The organism is Streptomyces sp. NBC_01445, assembly GCF_035918235.1.
GTDB lineage: Bacteria > Actinomycetota > Actinomycetes > Streptomycetales > Streptomycetaceae > Streptomyces.
Genome location: NZ_CP109486.1, coordinates 645,360 through 669,050 on the forward strand (window position 1 = coordinate 645,360; position 23,691 = coordinate 669,050).

At 67.7% G+C, this 23,691-nt stretch carries 21 protein-coding genes and 1 pseudogene; 7 read left to right on the top strand and 15 right to left on the bottom strand.

All coding sequences use genetic code 11. From position 1 onward, the window contains the following. Positions 1-282: 282 nt before the first annotated feature. The 5 genes and pseudogenes from OG574_RS51230 to OG574_RS51250 form a co-directional block, all read right to left on the bottom strand. A complete protein-coding gene (locus OG574_RS51230; RefSeq protein ID WP_326779218.1) occupies positions 283-1,029 on the bottom strand; it encodes a hypothetical protein in 747 nt (248 codons plus the stop codon). Between the two features lie 352 nt (positions 1,030-1,381). Then, positions 1,382-2,584 carry an RNA-guided endonuclease InsQ/TnpB family protein gene (locus OG574_RS51235; RefSeq protein WP_326779219.1) on the bottom strand — a complete coding sequence of 401 codons (1,203 nt, stop codon included), beginning with the start codon at positions 2,582-2,584 and terminating at the stop codon, positions 1,382-1,384. 186 nt (positions 2,585-2,770) lie between these two features. Continuing rightward, positions 2,771-3,466 carry a phosphotransferase gene (locus tag OG574_RS51240; protein ID WP_326779220.1) on the bottom strand — a complete coding sequence of 232 codons (696 nt, stop codon included), beginning with the start codon at positions 3,464-3,466 and terminating at the stop codon, positions 2,771-2,773. Between the two features lie 147 nt (positions 3,467-3,613). Continuing rightward, positions 3,614-4,513 carry an oxidoreductase gene (locus OG574_RS51245; RefSeq protein ID WP_326779221.1) on the bottom strand — a complete coding sequence of 300 codons (900 nt, stop codon included), beginning with the start codon at positions 4,511-4,513 and terminating at the stop codon, positions 3,614-3,616. A gap of 192 nt (positions 4,514-4,705) precedes the next feature. Continuing rightward, positions 4,706-5,611, bottom strand: a pseudogene (locus tag OG574_RS51250) (IS5 family transposase). 120 nt (positions 5,612-5,731) lie between these two features. Between OG574_RS51250 and OG574_RS51255 the strand changes: the two are divergent. Continuing rightward, positions 5,732-6,337 (top strand): dihydrofolate reductase family protein, encoded by a 606-nt coding sequence (locus OG574_RS51255; RefSeq protein WP_326779222.1) that lies wholly within the window; start codon positions 5,732-5,734, stop codon positions 6,335-6,337. 418 nt (positions 6,338-6,755) lie between these two features. Then, entirely contained in the window at positions 6,756-6,926 is a 171-nt protein-coding gene (locus OG574_RS51260; RefSeq protein ID WP_326779223.1) for a hypothetical protein, read from the top strand. A gap of 115 nt (positions 6,927-7,041) precedes the next feature. On the opposite strand, the gene OG574_RS51265 is transcribed toward OG574_RS51260, so the two are convergent. From OG574_RS51265 to OG574_RS51275, 3 genes are all read right to left on the bottom strand, one after another. Further along, complete coding sequence (locus OG574_RS51265; protein WP_326779224.1) at positions 7,042-8,388, bottom strand: MFS transporter; 1,347 nt, start codon at positions 8,386-8,388, stop codon at positions 7,042-7,044. A 182-nt stretch (positions 8,389-8,570) separates the two neighbouring features. Further along, a complete protein-coding gene (locus tag OG574_RS51270) occupies positions 8,571-9,740 on the bottom strand; it encodes an acyl-CoA dehydrogenase family protein (RefSeq protein WP_326779225.1) in 1,170 nt (389 codons plus the stop codon). Between the two features lie 41 nt (positions 9,741-9,781). After that, positions 9,782-11,338, bottom strand: coding sequence for an acyl-CoA synthetase (locus tag OG574_RS51275; protein WP_326779226.1), 1,557 nt, complete (start codon positions 11,336-11,338; stop codon positions 9,782-9,784). A 112-nt stretch (positions 11,339-11,450) separates the two neighbouring features. On the opposite strand from OG574_RS51275, the gene OG574_RS51280 reads away from it, so the two are divergent. The 3 genes from OG574_RS51280 to OG574_RS51290 all read left to right on the top strand — a co-directional run bounded on the left by OG574_RS51280 (position 11,451) and on the right by OG574_RS51290 (position 14,520). Next, on the top strand, positions 11,451-12,077 hold the full coding sequence (locus OG574_RS51280) for a TetR/AcrR family transcriptional regulator (protein WP_234374864.1): 627 nt from the start codon (positions 11,451-11,453) through the stop codon (positions 12,075-12,077). A gap of 112 nt (positions 12,078-12,189) precedes the next feature. Next, complete coding sequence (locus OG574_RS51285; RefSeq protein ID WP_326779227.1) at positions 12,190-13,377, top strand: serine hydrolase domain-containing protein; 1,188 nt, start codon at positions 12,190-12,192, stop codon at positions 13,375-13,377. A gap of 334 nt (positions 13,378-13,711) precedes the next feature. After that, a protein-coding gene (locus OG574_RS51290) for an IS5 family transposase (RefSeq protein WP_406517023.1) occupies positions 13,712-14,520 on the top strand; the annotation gives its coding sequence in 2 pieces (ribosomal slippage) (positions 13,712-14,066 and positions 14,066-14,520; 810 coding nt in all). Between the two features lie 12 nt (positions 14,521-14,532). On the opposite strand, the gene OG574_RS51295 is transcribed toward OG574_RS51290, so the two are convergent. The 5 genes from OG574_RS51295 to OG574_RS51315 form a co-directional block, all read right to left on the bottom strand. Next, positions 14,533-14,949 carry a DUF3592 domain-containing protein gene (locus OG574_RS51295; RefSeq protein WP_326779229.1) on the bottom strand — a complete coding sequence of 139 codons (417 nt, stop codon included), beginning with the start codon at positions 14,947-14,949 and terminating at the stop codon, positions 14,533-14,535. Positions 14,950-15,062: 113 nt separating this feature from the next. Then, complete coding sequence (locus OG574_RS51300) at positions 15,063-15,653, bottom strand: transposase (protein WP_326779230.1); 591 nt, start codon at positions 15,651-15,653, stop codon at positions 15,063-15,065. Continuing rightward, positions 15,650-16,084, bottom strand: coding sequence for a winged helix-turn-helix domain-containing protein (locus OG574_RS51305; RefSeq protein ID WP_326779231.1), 435 nt, complete (start codon positions 16,082-16,084; stop codon positions 15,650-15,652). The genes OG574_RS51300 and OG574_RS51305 overlap by 4 nt, the downstream gene beginning before the upstream one ends. A gap of 134 nt (positions 16,085-16,218) precedes the next feature. Then, positions 16,219-16,812, bottom strand: a complete 594-nt coding sequence (locus OG574_RS51310) for a transposase (RefSeq protein ID WP_326779232.1) — start codon at positions 16,810-16,812, stop codon at positions 16,219-16,221. Further along, on the bottom strand, positions 16,809-17,243 hold the full coding sequence (locus OG574_RS51315) for a winged helix-turn-helix domain-containing protein (protein ID WP_326779231.1): 435 nt from the start codon (positions 17,241-17,243) through the stop codon (positions 16,809-16,811). Before OG574_RS51315 ends, OG574_RS51310 begins: the two co-directional genes overlap by 4 nt. Positions 17,244-17,532: 289 nt before the next feature. Between OG574_RS51315 and OG574_RS51320 the strand changes: the two genes are divergently transcribed. Together OG574_RS51320 and OG574_RS51325 are read left to right on the top strand one after the other, a co-directional pair. After that, on the top strand, positions 17,533-18,735 hold the full coding sequence (locus OG574_RS51320; protein ID WP_326779233.1) for an RNA-guided endonuclease InsQ/TnpB family protein: 1,203 nt from the start codon (positions 17,533-17,535) through the stop codon (positions 18,733-18,735). 386 nt (positions 18,736-19,121) lie between these two features. Next, positions 19,122-19,793, top strand: a complete 672-nt coding sequence (locus tag OG574_RS51325) for a DUF4097 family beta strand repeat-containing protein (RefSeq protein ID WP_326779234.1) — start codon at positions 19,122-19,124, stop codon at positions 19,791-19,793. Between the two features lie 130 nt (positions 19,794-19,923). Here the strand turns inward: OG574_RS51325 and OG574_RS51330 are convergent, their stop codons facing one another. Continuing rightward, positions 19,924-23,370 carry a S8 family serine peptidase gene (locus OG574_RS51330; RefSeq protein WP_326779235.1) on the bottom strand — a complete coding sequence of 1,149 codons (3,447 nt, stop codon included), beginning with the start codon at positions 23,368-23,370 and terminating at the stop codon, positions 19,924-19,926. Then, the gene (locus OG574_RS51335) at positions 23,367-23,633 is read right to left on the bottom strand and encodes a sulfurtransferase TusA family protein (protein ID WP_326779236.1); all 267 of its coding nucleotides are present in this window, start codon (positions 23,631-23,633) and stop codon (positions 23,367-23,369) included. Before OG574_RS51335 ends, OG574_RS51330 begins: the two co-directional genes overlap by 4 nt. Positions 23,634-23,691: the final 58 nt, after the last annotated feature.

Below are 23,691 nucleotides of genomic sequence, written 5' to 3' on the forward strand. Positions count from 1 at the left end.
GTGGCACGGACAACTCCCGAACTGTTGCAGGCCCGCGATCGACCCCTCGTTGGCCGGACAGGTCTCTCTGCGCATCGCTCAGCCTCAGTGAGCACGAACGAGGGCTGGCAAGAATGGGCAGCTCAGCAACTCCCATCCTTCTCCGAACGCTGACCCCCTCCGCCAACGCGCCAACAGGCGCCCCTATAAAACTCAGTTGAAGCGAGAACTCGCAGCTCAGCGTTTCTGCTCTGCTCACCCAGATTGGTCCGCGACAGGGGAGCGGGGCCCGCCGAAGCCGGATCAGGCGCGCAGGGTGACGCCGAAACGGGATCTCATCCGCCGCAGTTCCCACAGCGAGACGGCGGTCACCGACAGTGGCCCGCCCAGCGTGGAGCCGAACTGGACGATGGGCGGGCCCCCCGGCATGCCGTCGCCGGTCAGGTTCAGGACCGCGAACACCCACACCAGCGCCATGGTGAGGACGGGCGGCAGCATCGGGTGGACCTGGGCGCTGTTGAAGGCACTGCGGGCCGAGTACAGCGACGCCATGAAGAAGAAGGGAAAACCCCACGCGACCACGACGAGCGCGACGACGGCCAGTACGTATTCCCACCAGCTCTTCCCGTCGCGGTCGTCAACGGTCAGGGCCGTAAGGACGAGGACTCCGCCGATGACGGCCAACGTCAACACGTACCAGCCGACCGCCTTGAGCGGAGCCCGCAGCCGGGAGCGCAGATGCGGCCGCAGGTGCGGGGGCGCGTAGTAGATGAATCCGATGATGACCAGGGGCGCGGCGACGATCAGCACGAACGGGGCGATCATGAGTTGGGCGGCACCGCCGTACGCCGCGTCCTTCCAGCGGTTCGGATCCACGTTGTAGGCGAGGATCAGGGCCATGGTGGCGGCGGCACCGAGCACCGTGCGGGCCAGCTGGACGCGGTCCACGGTCCGGTCCACGATCCGGCCTTCACCCTCCTGCGCGAAGAGCCTGGTGGCGACGCGGTGCGCGGAGCGCAGGATCGCGCCGACGAGCCCGAAGGGAGACACGTACGACAGGCAGCCGCGGGAACGCCGGACGGCGGGCCTCGTGGGCTGGGGGCCGTAGGGGTACGGGTTCGGGTACGGAGACTGGTTCGGATACGGGCCCGGATTCGGTGGTGGCGGACCGTACGGGCCGCCCTGCGGTGGTCCGTAGGGAGCGCCCCAGCCGCCCTGGCCTCCCGGCCCGTTGCCGCCAGGCTGACCCGGGCCGTTTCCCGGCCCCCATCCCCCCGTAGCCATCCCGCTCCCCGTTCACTTTCGGTCAGTTACTGTGTGGCGCCCTGTGGCGCCACGGCGCAGTGTATTGACGTCCTCCCCCGCTGAAGCAAGGGGATTCCTAGCTCACTTTGCCTGGCACCTAGCAGGTGGCAGGGCTTACAAGATCAGCACTAGCCGGGTTGAGACCAGCCCGGACGAGCATCACGCGGGCGGAGTTCTTGTCCCTGGGGGACACGGTTCCGCACGCGGTGCACGTATACATTCTCTCGGAGAGAGGCAGGCGATGCTTGGCTCTCGCATCGCAGTGCGCACAGTCCATCGTGGTGTACGCAGGGCTGACGAGGTGCACAGCCCGGCCGTGTTTACGGGCCATCTCCACCAGGGCGCTCTTGGTCGCGCCGATCGCAGCGTCAGCGGCCTTGCGGGCCATCGTCGACTTCGCCAGGAACTTCGGGCGGAAGTCCTCTACCGCCAAGGCATCGTGGTCGCGGACCACACGCTTGGCCCACTTGCGGGCGGTGTCCTGACGCTGCCGGGCCACCTTCTTGTGCAGCTTCGCCGCCTGCTTCTTGGCGCCCCTGTAGCCGTTCGAACCGGGCCGGCCCTTCTTCGGCTTCCTGCGGGCCATCATCCGCTGGTAACGGGCGAGGCGCTGCGCGGCCTTGCGGCCATGCTCGGGATGGGGAAGATCGTAGTCGTCGGATGTGGTGACCGCGGTCTCCTTCACACCCCAGTCGATGCCGATCACGCAACCGGTTTCGACAAGCGCCTGGATGCTGGTGGCGACAACGAACGAGGCGTACCAGTGGCCGAGACTGTCGCGGTAGACGCGCACGCTGGACGGCGGCTCGGGCAGCTCACGCGACCACACGACCGTCGCCCCGATGCCGCCGGCCAGATGCAGACGGCCGTCTTTCACCCGGAAACCGCGCTGGGTGTAGTTCAGGCTCGGGTCGACCTGATGCTTCTTCTTGTACTTTGGCATACCGGCCCGCTGCCGCATCGGCAACCGGGCCTTGATGTCTTTCAGCGCCTTCGCCCGGGACTTCGCGAAGTCCCGTATCAACTGCTGCTGCACCACGCTGGAGCCCTCACGCAGCCACGCGTTCGCGGTACGGGCCGCGGTCAGCATCTTGTCGAGCTGCGCCGGGCCACACGTTGTCTTCTCGCCGGTGGCCTTGTTGTGCAGATGCACGGCCTTCGACTTGGCCACCGACTCGTTCCACACCCAGCGGCAGCGCGCCCATTCCGCTTCCAGCGCGCGGACCGCCCTGGACGACAGACGCAGCCGGAAAGTGTAGCGGGCATGCCCGCCACCTGCCGCCAACGCTCCGATCGTCATGAAACACAACCTATCTGGGAGGACTGACAGTTGAGCACAACCGATCTCGCTGGGGTTCCTCACCATCACGCGAGATGGACCCGCCGGATCGCCCCGACGGCAATCCGGCTCTTTCTGCCCTGCTCCCCAGGAGTCCGATATCTCCCCGGCCCAAAGGCCGGGGCGTCCTCGGAGGAATCCGATGAATCAGAGATCGTCGGGCAGGAGTGTGAAGATCAACTCCGTTGCATCGTCGAGCAAACGCGGTTCGTGCTCGTGCATGGCCGGGTCGGCTGCCCTTTTGTCCTTGGCCTGTGCGAGGCAATGAAGGTTGGCGTCTGCCAGGCCGGTCTCAGGTGTGAGACGTGCCAGGAGGGAGGTCAGTACTGCACGGGCGATCAGCGCCTCAGCTGCGGCGTCCACCGCAACCTGCGCCAGGATCAGGGATGACATGGCCCAGTCCAGTGCAGGCGGGCCGTGGCCGGTGTTGCACCAGTCGATCACCACCGGACCATCAGGGGTGAGCATGACGTTGTCCGGGTGCAGATCGAGGTGGAGGGTGCGCACCGTCGGATCGGCGGCGTCCGGGCCGGGGATTGCGTGCAACTGGTGCAGTAGGTCGGCGAGTATCGCTCCCGCTCTTTCGGCCGTGATGGTGCCCTGAACCAGTGCCTGCAACATGGTCGGACCACGCAACCGCCGAAGCACTAGATCCGTGGAGGCCGCTCCGTCTGCCGCTTCCCGCACAGCTGGTACCGGGTAGCCGCGCTCGAAGAGGTAAGTCATCACGGCGGCTTCGGCAGTGGCATCCCCACCGTCTCGATAGCGGCGCAGCGCCCAATGGTCATCGATCGCGAAGACGTCCGCGCTGCGGCCGGAGCCGAGCAACTCTCCCATCCTCATGCCGAGCAACCTACAGGTGGTGACATCAAGTGGCATTGTTGCTGGACAGGTTACATATGCGCGGAATTCTCGACTCAGAGGACTAGGGCCTGTCTCCCCGATCACGTGCGGCTGGGGCTTGTTCCGTCACGAGTGACGTGACCGGTATCAGGATGCGAAGCGGCCGATTGAATCGAGGAGTTGGAGTTCGTCCGGTGTGAGCCGGAGTGCGCCCGCTGCCACGTTGTCGACGAGATGTTCCGGGTTGCCCGTGCCGGGGATGGCCAGCACATGGGCACCTTGCTGCAGGATCCATGCCAGGCGGACCTGCGCAGGTGAGACGCCGCGCGCGTGAGCCACAGCTTGGACCTCGTCATGCTCGGCCTGGACGGCTCCGGCCTCGCGGCCTTTCCCGGCGATGGAGAAGAAGGGCACGAAAGCGATGCCGCGCTCTGCGCATGCCCGGAGCATCGCCTCCCCGCTGGGTGCGTCGATGCCGTAGCGGTTCTGGACGCAGACCACCGGTGCGATCTCCTGGGCCTCGGCCAGGTGTTCTTCGCGGGCGCCGGAGATGCCGAGGTTGCGGACGAGCCCGGCGTCGCGCAGTTCGGCGAGAGCCCCGAAATGCTCGCTGATGGAGTCTTGGCCCATGAGGCGCAGGTTGACCAGGTCGAGGTGGTCGCGGCCGAGTTGGCGCAGATTTTCCTCGACCTGGCCGCGCAGTTGGTCGGGCCGCGCCGAGGTGGCCCACTCGCCGTCGGCGTCCCTGGCCGGGCCGACCTTGGTGGCGATGACGAGATCGTCCGCATAGGGCGCCAGCGCCGAGTTGATCAGCTCATTGGCGGAGCGCAGCCGGGAGAAGTAGAACGCCGCGGTGTCGATGTGGTTGACGCCGAGCTCGACCGCGCGGCGCAGTGTGTCGATCGCCTGGCTGCGGTCTCTGGGGGTGCCCTGGTGGAATGCGGCGCTGCCGGTGAGGCGCATGGCGCCGAAACCGATCCGGTTGACCTTGAGGTCACCGAGCATCCATGTGCCGGCGGCTGCCGCAGAGACCGTTTGGGACGTCATCTATTCCATCAGCTCCATCTGATCGGCCGTCGCCTTTCGACGGTTCAAGGCGTGGCGGTCCTGGAGTATGCGCAGGTGGCAGGTGTAACGGGAAGGCGCGGAGCGTTGGGGGAATGTCACAGCGTGACCGGGAATCCTGGCTACGTACTGCGAGTTGTTACTGGTGAAGCATTCGTCCATGAGCGCCCCTTGTCAGGAGCGAAGCCAGATAAGGAGCGCGGCAGCTGTGACGGTGCCGAGGTAGACATATCCGTGCTTGTCGTAACGGGTGGCCACGGCTCTGAACTGTTTTAGCTTTCCGATGGCCCGCTCCACCGTGTTGCGATCTTTGTATCGGGCCTTGTCGAATCCCGGGGGCCGTCCGCCGCGTGAACCGCGGCGCAGGCGGGCGGCCTTGTGGTCCTTCTTCTCTGGAATCACGTGCCGGATGCCGCGCTTGCGGAGGTAGCCGCAGATCTTGCGGTTGCTGTACGCCTGGTCGGCGCTCACGCTGTCTGGCGTGCAGCGGGGGCGGCCGAGCCCCTTCTGGGGAACGCGGATCTGGTCCATGACCGGCTCGAACTGGGTGCAGTCTGCCCGCTGCCCCGGCATGATGAGCAGGGCCAGCGGCCGGCAGCGGCCCTCCGCAGCAACATGGATCTTCGTGGTCAGGCCGCCGCGGGACCGGCCGATCTTTTCGCCAGGCTCACCACCAGCGGCAGTTGCTGAACCGATCTTCGCGGGGCCCCTTTTGAGGAGCCCCGCAGCGACGGCGGCGGGCCTTCGGCGCGCCCGCGGCGTGCTGGTGCGCACGCACGACGGTGGAGTCGCCGTTGATGTCCCAGTCGATGTTATCTTCCGCGTCGGCGGCGGCCTGAACATGTCGCAGAAGCATCTTCCAGGTGCTGTCGGGCGACCACAGCGCATGCCGTTTGTGGACGGTTTCCACGGGCCGCAACGCTCCGGCAGCTCGCGCCACTGCACTCCGGTGCCCAGCCGGTGAATGATCCCGTTGATCACCTGCCGGTGATCCCGCCAACGGCCACACCGGTTGTTGCTCACCGGCAACAACGGCTCCAGTACAGCCCACTCGTCGTCCGACAGATCCCCCCGACTCATCATGATCAGAACAACGGCTACCTGATCGAAGAGACACGCCCTAGTGTCCTGCGCCGCGGAAGCTCCGCCGATGAGTTTCCGGCGGTTGTGCCGTCTACCCGTCGACGAAGGGAGCGCACCATGCGCAAGATCATCGTTTGCACGTTCCTGACGCTGGACGGCGTCATGCAGGCGCCGGGCGGTCCGGACGAGGACGCTGAGAGCGGCTTCGAGCACGGCGGCTGGCAGAAACCGGTGGACGACGACGAGGTCGGCACGGCCATCGCCGGTTGGTACGAGGACTCCGACGCGATGCTGCTCGGCCGCAAGACGTACGAGATCTTCGCGTCGTACTGGCCGACCGCCGATCCCGACAACCCGTTCACCAGTCGGATGAACAGCATGCACAAGTACGTGGCGTCTCGGACCCTGACGTCCGTCGAGTGGCAGAACTCCACGCTGCTGGAGGGCGACATCGTCGATGCCGTACGCAAGCTGAAGGCGTCCGACGGCGGCAACATCAACGTCGTCGGCAGCGGCGACCTCGCCCAGAGCCTCATGCAGCACGGCCTCGTCGACGAGTACCGGCTGACCATCCATCCGGTGATCATCGGTACCGGCAAGCGGCTGTTCGCCGACGGGGCGATCCCCACTGCGCTGGAGCCGGTCAGCGTCTCGACGACGAAGGGCGGCACCATCGTCGGCGTCTACCGGCCGAACGGCAAGCCCAGCTACGACAGCTACTGAGCGGTTTCGTTCGGATCACACCACGAGGAGGACGTCCGTCATCGGTGGACCGCGAGACGGCAGCGAAACGGTTTCTTGCCCCGGGCTGGAACCGATCTTCACCGAGATCGGTTAGTGGTGGGAGAGTGCGGGACGTCGTGTCCCCGGCGGGTATGACGAGGCGCGGCCCCGGTCAGCGGAACCGGGTTCCCCGGCCGGGGCCTGAGCGGCCTCGCTGCATCGCGATCGTCAATCTCTTTGAGGCAGCTGGGGCTTGATCCTGAAGAGCTCGCCGCCGACTTGGCCGGTGAGGTCGTGGGGGTCGCTGGGGTCGTCGAGAAGGACGGGACCACGCACACCGTCCGTATCGATGCCATCTCAGGGAAGGTGATCCAAGTCCGTCGTCGAGACCGGCCAGGACTCCGGTGACAAGCGTGAGATGGCCGACCGGATCGCCCGTGCCACGCAGTCGCCGCAGGAGGCGGCCAAGGTGGCCACGGACAAGCAGAAGGGCACGGTCACCGTCGATCTCGAAGTCGGTCTTGTTCCAGTCCTTGGTGACGACGTCGAGATGACAGTCTTGGTTGTCAAAGGGCACCATCACCCGTGAGGAGGTCGACCACGACTGACACGTTGCCGCCGTGGGAAGCGGGTGAGCCGGCCTCTCACGAGCACAGCTCCGGCGGCTGGAGCTACCTCAGGGGGCCGCACCGCCGTCGTCCTTGTCAGCGCGTGGCCTGCGCCGTGGTGTGGTCCAGCCCCAGCCGTAGTGCGTCGCGCTCCGGGCGGATGCTGGCAACAGAGAGCAGGCCGGCGAGGACCATGACGAGGGCGGCGACGAGGAAGGCGGTCGTATATCCGGATGCCCTGGTGTCCGCAGCGTCGATGAGGTGGCCGGTGAGGGAGGGCGCGACGAGACCGGGGAGGGTGCCGGTGGCGGCGACGATGCCGAAGACGGCGCCGCGTTGGGCGGTGGGGACGACTTCGGCCGTGGTCATGTAGTGCAGAGGGATGGCTACGGCGACGGTGCCGAAGGCGAGCGCGATGAGCAGCAGGCGAGGCAGGGTTGAGTTGATGAGCGGGAAGGCGGCCATGGCGGCGCCGCCTACGCAGACTGCGATGCCTTGTGTCGCGCCGCTGGACCAACGGCTGGTGACGCCACGGGTCTTGAGCGCGTCCATGAGCGGGGAGACGGTCAGCAGCAGGACGAGGCTGAGGGCGGAGACGGCGCTGATGGTGGTGGCGGCCGTGCCGGGGCTCATGTCGAGTTCGGTGCGGAGGTAAGAAGGCAGCCAGGCCTGGCTGAGGGACAGGGCCCAGGCGGCGCCGAAGGCGCTGGAGATGCTGCCGAGGACCGTGCCGGTCAGTAGAAGTCTGCGGTAGGGGAGGCGTGTGATGCCGGGCGATGCCGTTGTCCCCGAGGCTCTGGGGCGTGCGTCGTCGAAGGGGCCGTCGTGACCGACGCGCCACCAGACCAGGGCCCAGGTCGAGCTGGCGACGGCGAGCGCGGCGTACGCGGAGCGCCAGCCGTGTTGGCTGATGAGCCAGGTCAGGGCGGGCGCGGAGACGAGGGTTCCCAGGGCCGCGCCGCCGATCTGCAGGGCGGAGGGCAGGCCGCGTCGATGCGCGGGAAACCATTTGTAGAGGGCGTGCATGGACATCGAGGCGGCTGGTCCTTCGGCGGCGCCGAGGAGGAGGCGTCCGGCGATGAGTGTGGGGACGGAGGCCAGGACGAGGATGGGCAGTTGGGCGACGGTCCACGTCAGTGTCATGACGAGCAGGAGGGTCCGGCTGGAAATGCGGGAGGAGAGCAGTCCGACGACGAGTCCGGAGAGGCTGAACAGCAGGGAGAAGGAGCTGGAGATCAGTCCGTACGTGCTGTGGCTGATGTCCAGTTCGTCCATGATCGGGATGGCGGCGAGCCCGAGGACGGCCTTGTCGGCGAAGTTGATGACCATGAAGGCGACGATCACGGCGGTGAGCAGCCAGGCGCGACGCCGGTCGTACGGGGGAGCGTCGGCCGCCTCGGCACTGCGAAGTGTGCCGGGTGGCGCGGGTGGTTGGGGTGCCATGGGTGACTCCTGCGGGCGTGGGTGAAGCAGGGGTACGGGCGAGGGGAAGGCGAGTTCGTGTGGTGACCGGACGGTCGCCCTGGCGTGGTCCTGGCCCCACCGTCCGGTCGCGCCGGTTCGTGGGGCCACGGCCGGCGGTCCGCATTGAGGGCGTCAAGTGCCCTGTGCGGTACGGGGCTTGGTCAGACGAGCGCCTTGGCGATGGCGTTCTTGTGGATCTCGGTGGTGCCTGTGACGATCCGGAACATGCGCAGTGTGCGGAAGATCTGCTCGACCTCGTGGCCGCGCGTCAGGCCCGTCTTGCCGTGGATCTGTACGGCCTGGTCGGCGATGCGGAAGCACGCCTCGGAGGTGAACAGCTTGCACATGTTGGCCTCGACCGCGATGTTTTCGCCGCGGTCGGCGCGTGCCGCGGTCGCTAGCACCATGGAGCGGGCGGCGTAGAGGTCGGTGGCCATGTCGGCGAGCTTGTGCTGGACGGCCTGGAGCGCGAGCAGTGGCTGCCCGAAGGCGACCCGGCTCTTGGAGTGCGCAACGGACAGGTCCCAGGCCCGGCGGGCGGCGCCGATCAAGGAGGGGCAGTGCAGCAGCCGGTTCAGGGTGATGCGGCCGATGCCGATCCGCAGGCCCTGGCCGATCTCGCCGAGCAGGTTGGCGGCCGGGATCCGGCAGTCCTCGAAGACGAGATCGCCCTCCATCTGCTGCCCGGACATGGGGACGTCACCCTCCAGGACCCGGCAGCCGGGGGAGTCGAGGTCGACGAGGAACGCGCTGTACGCCTCCTCATTTCCTGCCATGCGGGCGACGACGATGGCGAAGTCCGCGAAGGGGGCGGCGGAGGAGAAGACCTTGTGCCCGTTGAGGACGTAGGTGTCGCCGTCCGGTGTCGCGGTCGTGCTCATCCGTCGTACGTCGGAGCCCGCGTCCTGCTCGGTGATGGAGAAGCAGCAGGCCCGCTCACCGCGGATGACGGGCATCAGATAGCGTCGCATTTGCTGCTCGGTCGCGTACTTCACGATCGCGCCGACGCGCAGCGGCCCTCCCATGTCGCCGAGGACCGAGTGGGACAACGCGGCCCCGGAGGCCGTCAGTTCCTCCTTCAACGCGCACAGATCGGTGAAGTGCAGGCCCTGGCCGCCGAGTTCGGGCGGCAGGCTGATGCCGTAGAAGCCGAGTTCGGCGCTGCGCTTCCAGACGTGTTCCAGCGTGGCACGGTCGAGTTTGCTCTCGGCGGTGATGTCGCGGTCCCGCTCGAACGGGATGAGTTCGTCGGTCAGATACGTGCGCAGCCGCTCGACGAGTTCCTTCAGGCGCGGGTTGTCGTCGTAGGAGGGTTCGAGGGTGTAGGGCATGGTGCGGTTTCCCGTTCTCGGTTGCAGAGGGCTTGTCGGTGTCAGTGGACGCGGCGCTCGGCGCCCGCCCAGTACCGCTCGCGGATCGCGCGGCGGTCGATCTTGCCGTTGGGGTTGTGGGGCAGGGCGTCGACGACGTCGACGGATCGGGGCTTCTTCATCCGGGCCAGGCGCTCGGCGCAGAAGGCGATCAGCTCGGTCTCGTCGAGGACGGTCCCTTCGCGCGGCACGACGACGGCGTGGACGGCCTCGCCCCACTGTTCGTCCGGAACTCCGACGACGGCGGCCTCGTAGATGTCGGGGTGCTGGTGGAGGACGGCTTCGACCTCGACGGCGTAGATGTTGAACCCGCCGGAGATGATCATGTCTTTCTTGCGGTCGACGATGAAGACGTACCCGTCGGACCTGCGGCGGGCGAGATCGCCGGTGTGGAACCAGCCGTCGCGGAACGACTGTGCCGTGAGGGCGGGTTCGTTGTAGTAGCCGGGTACGACGTCGGGTCCGCGGACGGCGATCTCGCCGATCTCCCCGTCGGCGACGGGGCAGCCGCTGTCGTCGACGATCCGCACCTCGGCCTCGGCGAGCGGCCGCCCGCACGACAGCAGCAGTTCCTCGTCCTCGCCCTCGATCGCCCGCCGATGGTCCTCGGTGGACAGGAACAGCACCCCGGAAGTGGTCTCACCGCAGCCGAACCCCTGCGAGAGCACCGGGCCGAAGAGATCCCAGGCCGCCCGGATCCGAGCCGGTGACATGGGGGCCGCGCCGTAGATGAGCCGGCGCAGGCTGGAGACGTCGTAGTCGCGGGCACCCGGCAGCGCGAGGACCGTGTTGACCATCGTGGGGACGACGAAGGCGTGCGTGGCGTGTTCGCGCTGGACGGTGGCGAGGAACTCCTCGGCGTCCCAGCGCGGCAGCACGATCGCGCAGCCACCGGCGAAGAAGATGCCCAGCAGCGGCATGCCCGAGGCGTGGGTGACGGGACCGGCCAGGATCTGCCGGTCACCGGGGCCGACCCGGGTGCCCTCACTCATCACCGACTTGCGCAGCAGCGCAAGACGATTGCCGTACGTCTGGACCGCCGCCTTGAGCTTGCCGGTGGAACCGGACGTGAAGTGCAGCACGGCGATGTCGCTCTCGGCGCACTCCACGTCGACGGGTTCGGCCACGGTGGCGGTGAGGATCTCGGCGTAGCCGGGGCCCAGCTCGCTCGGGCCGTCGTAGCCCACGACCGTCCGCACCCCGGTGCCGGGGATCGCCTCGCGTGCCGTCTGCCAGTGGGCCGCGTCGGTGAGCAGGACGCGGGCGTCCGACTCCGTGAGCAGGTGGGCGACTTCCGCTGTGCCGAGCCGGGCGTTGATCGGCGCCCGGGTCAGACCGGCCTTGTACAGGGCGACTTCGGTGACGACGAGTTCGGCGCGGTTGGCGGCAAGGGTCGCCACGCGCTCGCCCGGGCCGAGATCGAGCCCGCGCAGCGCGGTCGCGAGGCGGTCGCTGTGGTCGTCGAGTTCCGCGTACGACAGCCGGACGGGCCCGCAGACCACGGCGTCGGCGTCGGGTTGGTGGCCGGCGGTCCGGCGTATGTACCGCCCGAGGTTCATCACGTCTCCAGAGCTTCCGAACAGTGTGTCTTGTAGCAATCTTGGTGTCCGGAAACGTAAGGGCAGCGTTAGGGTCAGGTCAACGGTCCGGAGAGAGGGAAGCGAAGTGGACATGAACCCCGCGGGAGACCGCCGCGTCCGCAGGACCAGGGCCGCGCTGCGCCAGGCCCTGGTCGAACTGGTCCTGGACAGGGGGTTCCAGGCGATCACCGTCGAGCAGATCACCGAGCGGGCCGACGTCGGGCGCGCCACCTTCTACGCGCACTACCGCGACAAGGAAGACCTGCTGGTCGGGATCGTCCGGGACCTCGCGCAAGACCGCGAGCGCCTCCTGCCGGCGGTCCAACAGGCGCACGCCGAGGGCTTCACCGGCCTGCCGGTAAAGTACATTTTCGAACACGCCGAACAGGAGAAGCCCGTCTACCGCGTCATCCTGCGGGGCGAAGGCGACGGGCGGGCCCTGCGCGAGTTCACCGACCTCATCTGCGCGCACGCCGAAGCCGCCTTCCGCACGCGGACACAGCAGCTCGCGGTCACGCCCAGGATTCCCCTCGAGGTCGTCGCCAGGGCCTGGACCGGCGAACTCATCGGCCTGTTGACCTGGTGGGTCGAGAACGACACCGGCTACAGCGCCGCCGAGATCACCGCCCACCTGCGCGACCTGTCCGTCTACGGCCGCGTATGGGCCACCGGCCTGACTCCCTCCGACGCCCCCGGGGCGCTCGACCTCGCCCCCTGAGGCGCGATATCCGCTCCCTCCCTGGCACCCCTGTCCGCGTTACAAGACACCATGTACGGTATCGAGCTCAGTGAACTACGACAGCGCATGATGGAAAGAGCGGAGCGGACGCATGACAGGCATGCCCACACTGGCCGACCTCGTCTGGGCACGGGGATACACCGATCCGGCCTGGGCTCGTCGGCACACAACATCAGGCCGGGAACTCATTCCCAGCCGCAGTGTCTGGCGCGGCTCCGGCACGGCTTCGGCCCTACCCACCGCGCCGCCCGGCGCCCTGGACAGCCTCACCTTCACCGGACCACACGGGCAGCCGCTCCCCCTCCCCGAACTGCTCGCCGCCGCCGAGACCGACGCCCTGCTCGTCATGCACCGAGGGACACTCGTCCACGAGCAGTACCTGCACGGATACGAACCCCACGTCCCGCACTTCAACGCCTCAGCCGCCAAGTCCTACCTCGGCCTCGTCGCAGCCGTCCTCACCCACGACGGGCAACTCGACCGCGGCGCGCAGGTGGCGAAGTACGTCCCCGAACTCGCCGGCACCGCCTTCGGCGACGCACAGGTCGACCACCTGCTCCACATGGGCACCCGCATGAGCTACGCGGGCCGCCCCTACGACAAGGCACTCGAAGCCCAGCGCTACTTCGCCGTCCTCGCCCCCCAACTACGCCCCTACGGCTACACCGGTCCCGCCACCATCCGCGAACACCTCGCCACCGCCCGCACCACCGGCGAACCCGGCACCGAGTTCCGCTACGAGAACGGCAACGTCGAAGCCCTCGCCGAGTGCCTGCGCCGCATCACCGGGACGACCACCTCCGCGCTGCTGTCCGAGATGATCTGGTCCCGCATCGGCGCCGAGGAGGACGCCTACTACCTCCTCGACGCAGACGGCACCGAGGCCGCATGCGGGGGGTTCAGCGCCACCGCCCGCGACCTGGCCCGGTTCGGCGAGATGATCCGCTGCGGCGGCGCGATCGGGGACCGTCAGATCGTCCCCGAGGCAGTCGCCACCACGATCGCCTCCGGTGTCCCTGACGGCTACGCCCGCCGCGTCCGCTTCCCCGCCGCGCCCCCCGAGGCTCCCGCCACCCTCTCGTACCACGACCTGTGGTGGATCCCGAACGACCCCTACGGCTCCTTCATGGCCAGCGGCATCCACGGCCAGCGCCTCTTCATCTCTCCCGCCCTCGACCTGGTCATCGTCCACTACGCCTCCCAGATCGTCTCCCCAGCAGTCCCCCAAGTCCCGCTCGTCCAGGCATTCCTCGGAATCGGCGCCCACCTCTGCGCCTGAGGAGCAGCAGCGGCCGGACGGACGTTGCTGTCCCTCAGAGGTCATCTGGAAATCGTCCCCTGGTCGACAGGCACTCGAACCCCAGTCTGTCGACCACCACCAAGTCGGAACCGGGCCACGACGAGGGGTGCCCCCGCGGCACCCCCGACCTCGATCCGGTCGGCGCCCAGACCGGCCTCGGCGCTTCGCCGGAGCGCTGACGGGTATGCACGTATGTGGCGCGACCGGCAACGAGCGCAGCCTCGGTTACCCGATGTGTCACCGGATTCCTCCGAGGATGCCCCGGCCTTTAGACGCCATTTCACTTGGCGCGATCTTGAGGGAGCCTGGGGTGATGACTGCTGGGCTTGTCGAGCGGATGGCACCGGAGGATCTGTGGGAGTTGTTTCAGCGGGTGGTTCCTGCGGCCCCGCAACGGCCGCAGGGTGGTGGCCCGCGTCGGCGAGGTAACCGCGAAGTTTTGGCCGCGATCATCTTTGTGGCCACGTCGGGGTGTACCTGGAACCAACTGCCGCCAGGCTTCGGCCTGTCGGGAGTGACCGCCTTTCGACGGTTCACCGAGTGGACGGAGGCCAGAGTGTGGGCCAAACTTCACCGCCTGGTCCTGGACGAACTCGGCTCCCGCGGCGAGCTGGACTGGTCGCGGTGCGCGATCGACTCGGTCAGTGTCCGAGCCCTCAAAGGGGGCGGCTGACGGGACCGAATCCGACCGACCGTGGCAAGAACGGCTCGAAAATCCACCTGATTGTCGACCGCCACGGCCTGCCACTGTCGATCGGCATCTCCGCAGCGAACCTCCACGACAGTCAGGCCCTCATACCGCTGGTCCGAGGTATCCCGCCCATCCGTTCACGTCGCGGCCGCCGACGCCGGCGGCCCGGCAAACTGCACGGAGACAAGGGCTACGACTATCGGCACCTGCGGCGCTGGCTGTCGTCCCGCGGCATCCAGCACCGCATTGCCCGCAAAGGCATCGAGTCCTCCCAACGACTGGGCCGGCACCGCTGGGTCGTGGAACGTACCGTGTCATGGCTGTCAGGCTGCCGCCGACTCCACCGCCGCTACGAGCGCAAGCCAGAGCACTTCCTCGCCTTCACTGCGATCGCGGCAACGCTCATATGTCACCGGAGGCTCGCCGCCTGACCTTTCGCTGTATTACAGGGCGACTGCAGCAAGACCAACTGCCGTATAGCCGGCCAGAAGGACAGCTACAACAGCCGCGGCGAGAGATGCCACCAGGTGAAACCGGTTGCCCGACACACACTCCTCGGCGTTGGCGAGCGAAGGCCGGGCCGGATCGTAGAGGATGACCATCTCCTGTCCCGGAGCGGTCCCCGTGACCGAGACTATGGAAGATTCGCTACAGTATGTGACTCCCTTCACCTCGTACTCGAAGTGCAGGGACACACCGCCGTCGAAAACCTGAAGGTACGTACAGCGTGCCGTAGCTCGGAGGCCGTCACGGCTGAGGCGGTTACCGGCACGCCACGATCTCAGCAGGTGCAACGCCGCGACAGCTAGACCCACCGCCATGGCTCCGTAGATCGCTAGCGCTACGAGGTTCTGCACCATGCACGTCTCCCCACCCAACGTCTCGGTGTCTCATAGTGCCCCAACTACCACGCCTCGCAAGTAGCACCGCAACCATCTGCGTCAGCCACCGCATCACCTAGTGAAATCACCTCTTACTGATCTTTTCGTAAGTTCGGTGGGTGTGGTGGGCGGATGGTCAGGCCGGTGTGGGCGAGGAATGACCATGGCAGTTGGGGGTTGGTGTTGATGCGGTGGATGCCTTGCTCGGTGGCGTCGGCGACATCGGCGAGGTGGTCGCTGGCGAGGTTGGCGAGTTCACGCTTCTTGAGTGAGGACCACAGCAGTTCCACCGGGTTCAGCTCGGGAGCGTAGGCGGGTAATCGTTCCAGGGTGAGCCAGTCCTGTTCGGCGACCCAGGCCCGCATCGCCCGGCTCCAGTGGGCGGACAGTCCGTCCCAGACCAGGACCACTCGCTCGCCGCGGTAGAACACCTTCATCTGCTCCAGGACCTCGATGAGTCCGGCGGTGTCGTAGCTGCCGGGCTTGAGGTGGAAGCACAGGCGGGCCCCGCGATCGGGGTCGGTGGAGTGGTAGCCCAAGGCCCCGGCCATCGACGCACGCTTCCAGTTCAGGCGGTGCCGCAGGAGCGGAGTTTGCCCTCGGGGCGAGTAGGTGCGGCGGATCTGAGGGAGCAGGGAGACGCCTGATTCGTCGAGGAAGACGATCCAGGAACGTGTGTTCACGGCCCCTTTTTGATGCGCGGCCACTCGTGCGCGATCCAGCGGGCGATCTCCGATTCGTCCCGCTCGACAGCCCGCCGCTCGGGCCGTTGAAGGCTCCATCCGAGCCGGCCGGTCAGCAGCCGCCATACCGACGCCCTCGACAACACCACCCCCGTTGTCCGGGTGACGACCGCGCCGACTCGTTCCAGGGTCCACAGGTCGGCCTCGAAACCATGAGCCTGGGCTCCTTGCTCCAACGCGGCCCGGACCATCTCGACCTGAGTGTCGTCCAGCTTGGGTGGGCGTCCGGTGGCTGCCCGTCGCCGCAGGGCCGAAGCACCGCCTTGCTCCCACACCCGCCGCCAACGCCGCACACTCTCGGCACACACCCCCACCGCCCTCGCGATCTCCGCATTCGAGACGCCGTCCTCGAACAACTCGACTGCCCGCACACGACGCGCCTCCGCCAACTGAGGCCGCGACAAAGGAGGAAGGGAGGAGCCAGCAACCGAAGGGGAAGGTTGATAAGCCACGCCGACAGCCTCCCACCCATCCGCCCACCACACCCACCGAACTTACGAAAAGATCAGTACTGATCTTTTCGTAAGTTCGGTGGGTGTGGTGGGCGGATGGTCAGGCCGGTGTGGGCGAGGAATGACCATGGCAGTTGGGGGTTGGTGTTGATGCGGTGGATGCCTTGCTCGGTGGCGTCGGCGACATCGGCGAGGTGGTCGCTGGCGAGGTTGGCGAGTTCACGCTTCTTGAGTGAGGACCACAGCAGTTCCACCGGGTTCAGCTCGGGAGCGTAGGCGGGTAATCGTTCCAGGGTGAGCCAGTCCTGTTCGGCGACCCAGGCCCGCATCGCCCGGCTCCAGTGGGCGGACAGTCCGTCCCAGACCAGGACCACTCGCTCGCCGCGGTAGAACACCTTCATCTGCTCCAGGACCTCGATGAGTCCGGCGGTGTCGTAGCTGCCGGGCTTGAGGTGGAAGCACAGGCGGGCCCCGCGATCGGGGTCGGTGGAGTGGTAGCCCAAGGCCCCGGCCATCGACGCACGCTTCCAGTTCAGGCGGTGCCGCAGGAGCGGAGTTTGCCCTCGGGGCGAGTAGGTGCGGCGGATCTGAGGGAGCAGGGAGACGCCTGATTCGTCGAGGAAGACGATCCAGGAACGTGTGTTCACGGCCCCTTTTTGATGCGCGGCCACTCGTGCGCGATCCAGCGGGCGATCTCCGATTCGTCCCGCTCGACAGCCCGCCGCTCGGGCCGTTGAAGGCTCCATCCGAGCCGGCCGGTCAGCAGCCGCCATACCGACGCCCTCGACAACACCACCCCCGTTGTCCGGGTGACGACCGCGCCGACTCGTTCCAGGGTCCACAGGTCGGCCTCGAAACCATGAGCCTGGGCTCCTTGCTCCAACGCGGCCCGGACCATCTCGACCTGAGTGTCGTCCAGCTTGGGTGGGCGTCCGGTGGCTGCCCGTCGCCGCAGGGCCGAAGCACCGCCTTGCTCCCACACCCGCCGCCAACGCCGCACACTCTCGGCACACACCCCCACCGCCCTCGCGATCTCCGCATTCGAGACGCCGTCCTCGAACAACTCGACTGCCCGCACACGACGCGCCTCCGCCAACTGAGGCCGCGACAAAGGAGGAAGGGAGGAGCCAGCAACCGAAGGGGAAGGTTGATAAGCCACGCCGACAGCCTCCCACCCATCCGCCCACCACACCCACCGAACTTACGAAAAGATCAGTAGGCCGGGGAGGAATCGGACTCCTGGGGAGCAGGGCAGAGAAGGCCGGATCGTCGTCGGGGCGATCCGGCGTCCACCTCGCGTGATGATGAGGAACCCCACCGAGACCGGTTGTGCTCAACTGTCAGTCCTCCCAGATAGGTTGTGTTTCATGACGATCGGAGCGTTGGCGGCAGGTGGCGGGCATGCCCGCTACACTTTCCGGCTGCGTCTGTCGTCCAGGGCGGTCCGCGCGCTGGAAGCGGAATGGGCGCGCTGCCGCTGGGTGTGGAACGAGTCGGTGGCCAAGTCGAAGGCCGTGCATCTGCACAACAAGGCCACCGGCGAGAAGACAACGTGTGGCCCGGCGCAGCTCGACAAGATGCTGACCGCGGCCCGTACCGCGAACGCGTGGCTGCGTGAGGGCTCCAGCGTGGTGCAGCAGCAGTTGATACGGGACTTCGCGAAGTCCCGGGCGAAGGCGCTGAAAGACATCAAGGCCCGGTTGCCGATGCGGCAGCGGGCCGGTATGCCGAAGTACAAGAAGAAGCATCAGGTCGACCCGAGCCTGAACTACAGCCAGCGCGGTTTCCGGGTGAAAGACGGCCGTCTGCATCTGGCCGGCGGCATCGCGGCGACGGTCGTGTGGTCGCGTGAGCTGCCCGAGCCGCCGTCCAGCGTGCGCGTCTACCGCGACAGTCTCGGCCACTGGTACGCCTCGTTCGTTGTCGCCACGAGCACCCAGGCGCTTGTCGAAACCGGTTGCGTGATCGGCATCGACTGGGGTGTGAAGGAGACCGCGATCACCACATCCGACGACTACGACCTTCCCCATCCCGAGCATGGCCGCAAGGCCGCGCAGCGCCTCGCCCGTTACCAGCGGATGATGGCCCGCAGGAAGCCGAAGAAGGGCCAGCCTGGTTCGAACGGCTACAGGGGCGCCAAGAAGCAGGCGGCGAAGCTGCACAAGAAGGTGGCCCGGCAGCGCCAGGACACCGCCCGCAAGTGGGCCAAGCGTGTAGTCCGCGACCACGATGCCTTGGCGGTAGAGGACTTCCGCCCGAAGTTCCTGGCGAAGTCGACGATGGCCCGCAAGGCCGCTGACGCTGCGATCGGCGCGACCAAGAGCGCCCTGGTGGAGATGGCCCGTAAACACGGCCGCGCCGTGCACCTCGTCAACCCCGCGTACACCACCATGGACTGTGCGCACTGCGATGCGAGAGCCAAGCATCGCCTGCCTCTCTCCGAGAGAACGTATACGTGCACCGCGTGCGGAACCGTGTCCCCCAGGGACAAGAACTCCGCCCGCGTGATGCTCGTCCGGGCTGGTCTCAACCCGGCTAGTGCTGATCTTGTAAGCCCTGCCACCTGCTAGGTGCCAGGCAAAGTGAGCTAGGAATCCCCCTCAGCGGGGGAGGACGTCAAGAGACACAGCAGACCGTGGGACGGCCTCGCCCCCAGGGCGGCGTGCCACCGCACACGGCGGGCCTAGCGTCGAGGTCACGCAACAACGACCACAGCCCGCGGCGCGGGGCGCGTCCGGCATCCCTGACTGGTGTCCGACGGGTCGGCTATAGCGTTCACTCCCATTTCATTGCAACGACCGGGATTTAGGCCGTTGCGTTAGAGCCGAGATCATTGCAATGAAATCCCTGCAACTACCTGCGCTTATCGGGTTCTTGCGCAACAAGGGTGTTGCCCGATCCTTGAATGCAACGTAGCGTTTCATTCATCAGAAACAACGGATCGAAGGAAAACACCATGCAGAAGTTCGACACCCCCGCCGCCGTCCTCGCCATCCTGGACATCCCCGCGGGACGCATCCAGTTCATCGCCGCCGACCGCGCCGACACCACGGTCGAGGTCCTGCCCGCCGACAAGTCCAAGACCCGCGACGTGAAGGCCGCCGAGCAAGTCACGGTCGAATACGCCGACGGCGTCCTGCGCATCGAAGCAGCCACCGCGAAGAACCGGATCCTCGGCAACTCCGGATCCGTCGAGGTGACCGTCCAACTGCCCGCCGGCTCCCGGGTCGAGGCGAAGGCCGCCGCCGCCGAACTCCGCGGCGTGGGACGGCTCGGCGACATCACCTTCGAGGGCGCGCAGGCCCTGGTCAAGCTCGACGAGACCGCGAGCGCCCGCCTCACCCTCCAGGCCGGCGACGTCTTCGTCGGCCGCCTGAACGGCCCCTCCCAGATCAGCACACAAAAGGGCGACCTGAACATCGCCGAAGCATCGAACGGCACCGTCGAACTACGCACCGAGTCCGGCGACATCACCATCAGCGCCACCCGCGGAGTCTCCGCCTCACTCGACGCCGGCACCACCTACGGCCGCATCCACAACACCCTCCAAAACACCAACGGCCCCGACGCCAGCCTGAACATCCACGCCACCACCGCCCACGGCGACATCACCGCCCGCACCCTCTAACCCACCCACACCCTCCAAGGAACAGTCACCATGACCGACCTGGCCGTCATGCGGGGCCCTGGGCATGACGCAAAGGGGCCGGCCGCGGGAAAGCTTCCCGGGGCCGGCCCCCTTGGCGATCATCCGTGCGTCAGCGGACCGGGGCGGCTCGCAGCAGCGTCTGGGACACGGAGTTCCCGGCACGGTCCTGGGTGGTGAACCGTACTCCGAGCCAGGTTCCGGCAGTCAGGCCGGTGCCGGGGACGGTGAGGCGGTAGTGGCCCCGGGTGTCGACCGCGTGGGCCTTGACCGACCTCCAGGTCTTGCCGCCGTCGAGGGTGTAGGCGGCCAGTGCCCCGGTGAAGCGCCGGCCGGTCGGGGCGAGGGCGGTGCTGGTTGCCTGCACGTCCAGGGCGGCGCTGCGGCCGGCGGTCAGTCGACCGGACAGGTCCAGGCTGCGGGCGCTCCAGACCAGGTTGGCCAGAGGCAGGAGGGCCGGGGTGCCGTCTGCGTTGGCCTTCACCGGTTCGGTCTCCCAGACGGACGAGATGCGTCCGCCGCTCGGGAAGACGTTCTGCGCGTCGTAGGCGCGCTCGATGCGGTACGAGGCTTTGGTCGAGCCGTCGACCGGGGTGTTGCCGCCGGCCGAGGTGAGCGCGACACCGTTGCGGTAGAGGCGCATGCCGCCCGTGCCGACCTGCGGGGAGGTGAACTCGCCGTAGGTGCCGAGGTGGCCGTCGGAGTCGGTCAGGTCCTGCATGTTCGTCTTGAGGTTGTCGCCGATCAGCGCCGCCTGGCCGGTGGCGCCCAGTGGGCCGCCCCACCAACGCTCTGAGGTGTGCTGACTGTTCTTGTACGTGATGGCAAGCTTGGAGAGGTTGGTGGAGAGCGTGCCGCCCTTCACCGTGTCCGAGTGGAAGCCGAGCTTGGCCCAGTAGACGCCGTTGGCGGTGTAGTACCGGGTCTGGTGGACGGGTGCCTGGACGTAGGAGGGGGTGGTGACGTTGAGGCCGACTATCTCCTCACCGATCGCCGTGACGCCGATCTGGCTGCGGTGAGCGTCCTCGTTCATGCCGTAGATATCGGTGTCCACCTTGGCAAGGCGCTGGATGTCACGTCGGCTGAGGGTATGCACGGGGTTGGCGGGCACGCTGCTGCGGTGCCAGACCAGGTCGTAGAGGCGGGTGGCGTCGCCGGTGGTGTTGCTGCTGTCCTTGTTGGCGAGCGTCCAGTGCTCGTCCAACCAGACGGTGCCGTCCTCGACCTTGCCCTTCGTGGGGCTGATGCGCATCGCGCCACGATCGAGAGGACCGTAGGCGCCGCCGCCGATCATGCCGTTGGAGATCAGTGAATGCGTGGTCTCGTTGACCCGGCTGAGCTGGTAGAGGCCCATCTCCTCGCGGGTGCCGCCCTGGTGCAGGTCGGCGTAGATCGGGACGGCCGTCTTCGCCTCGAGGGTGACGCTGGTGGCCTGCGCCGGGACATCAGCGGTGACGACGCTGTTGATCGGCTTGTCGGCGGCGTCGCGCTCCTGAATGGTGCTGGTGACCGCGAGGCGGCCGGGGAGCACGGGGATGCGGACGGTGCCCGAGGCGCCGAGCTGACCGGAGGTGTAGGTGCCGTTGTCCAGGTTGAGGACGGCGGTGAAGGCACCTGCGGCGGGTGCGCCCGTGGTGGTGTGGGCATTGATGGTCAGCCAGCGGGTGCGGGAGGCGGCCACGGGAAGGCGCAGCGCCGTCCCGCTGTCGGGAGTGACGGTCAGCGCGCCGGTGAGGCTCGTCGCCGTCGTGCCGGTGACCGGGACCTTGCTGCCGTCCACGGTGACGGTGGCGTCGGCCGAACCGCCCGCCGGGATGGTCGCCTCGGCCGGGGTGACGCTCAGCGCCGCGGCCGGGACGTCGGAACCGTCGATCGTGGAGCCGAACTTGACCGTGGTCGGGGAGTCCCCGGTGTTGGTCAGGGTGAGGGTCTTGGAGACCGAGTCGGTGGACTCACCGAGGGGGAAGTCGAACTTGCCGGTGTCGGTGACCACCTTGGCGGCGAGGGCGGCCGGGGCGTTCGCCTCACCCGCGCCGACTGCGTACGTACCGCCGGAGGCTGCCGTCGCGGTACCCATGAGGACGGCCTTCAGCCGCTTCCAGGACCAGTCCGGGTGCTTCTGCTTGAGCAGCGCGGCAACTCCGCTGACGTGCGGCGTCGCCATGGAGGTGCCGCTCATGGTGACGTACTTGGGGTCGGGGGTGGTCGCTTTCATGCCCGAGGACTTGGGGGCGGTGATCGCCACGCCGGGTGCGGCGATCTCCGGCTTCATGGCGCTGTCGCCGGTGCGCGGGCCTCGGCTGGAGAAGGAGGCGACGGTGTTCGTCGAGTCGACGGCGGCGACGGCGAGCGCGTCGTCGGCGCTGGCCGGCGAGGAGACGCTGCTCGCGGCGGGGCCGGTGTTGCCGGCTGCGACGACGAAGAGGGCGCCGTACTGCTCGCTGAGCTGATTCAACGCGGCGCTGACCGGGTCGGTGCCGTCGGTGGGGCCTGAGCCGAGCGACATGCTGACGATGTCGGCGCCGTTCTGGGCGGCCCACTGCATGCCCTGGACGGCCCAGGACAGGTCGCCCTGGCCGGTGTCGTCGAGGACCTTGCCGATCATGAGGCGGGCGCCCGGTGCGACGCCCTGGCGCACGCCGGGGGCTGCGGCGCCGGTGCCGGCGATGGTGCCCGCCACGTGGGTGCCGTGGCCGACGATGTCCATCATGGACGGCGCCGGGGTGAAGTTGGCCTCGGCGTCGACCTTTCCGGCCAGGTCGGGATGGTCGGCGTCGATGCCGGTGTCCAGGACCGCGACCTTCACGCCCTGTCCGATGACGCCGGCGTTCCAGGCGGTAGGGGCGCCGACCTGGGTGAGGTTGACGTCCCAGTCGGCGGCCTTCACCTTGCCGTTGAGCCAGATGTGGCTGATGCCGGCAAGGCGGCCGGCCTTGCCGGCCAGCTGGGTCTTGGGGACGACGGATCTGCGGTGCTTGGCGGCCTTCATGTCGGCCTTCGGAACGTCGGTCGTCGCTGCGTCGGTGAGCTGCTTGCCGAAGTTTCCGGTGGCGGACTTCTTCAGCTTCGCGGCGTACGCGCCGAGCACGTCGACGGAGTGTTGCTCGGTCAGGCCGCTGACGCCGGAGACGGTCTCGCCGTCGCCGCGCTGCACGATCAGGGGCACGCTCGTGGTGTGCGCGTCGTCGAGCCCTTGCTTGACCAGGCGGGTGATGTTGAAGAGGTTGCGGTCAAGTACCCCTGAGGGGCTGGCGAGTTCCGCGACGTCGGAGGGGATCAGGTAGGTGTCGGGGCCGACGGTATTCACCGAGAAGGTGACGCCGGTGCGGTCGACGCCGGGGACGGGCGCGATGGAGTACGAGGGCTTGCCGTCGGCGCCGGTCGTGATGGTGACCCGGTCACCGGTGATCAGTGTGACGGTGGATGTCTTCGTGGCCTTATCTGAGGTGGGGGCCGGTGTGCCGGGGGCCGCTGCCGCGGTCCCTCCGGCCAGCCCTGCTGAGCAGACGAGCAAGGCCGCCGTGGCAGCGGTCAGCGCGGTACGGACGAGCGGTCTCACGGAACCTCCGGGAGTGACGGGCTTCCAATGCGTATGCGGAAGCTGGTCGAGCCGTTCCTGTCGGCGGTGGCCTCCACGACGCTCCCCTTGCGCGTGCACCAGCCGGAAATGGCGGTGCGCACACCCGGGTTCGCGGTCACGACTTCGAGCACGCCGTGATCGGCCATCTCCTGGCTACGGCGGTCCAGCAGCGGCTCTACCCGGGACCAGGGCTCCCCGCCCGCCTCGACCACTACGGCCGCCGCGGGGTGTTGTGCTGACATGAGGGCTCCTCGCCGGTGTTGACCTGCTTCCGACGGGGACAGTAAAGGCCGCGCGTTA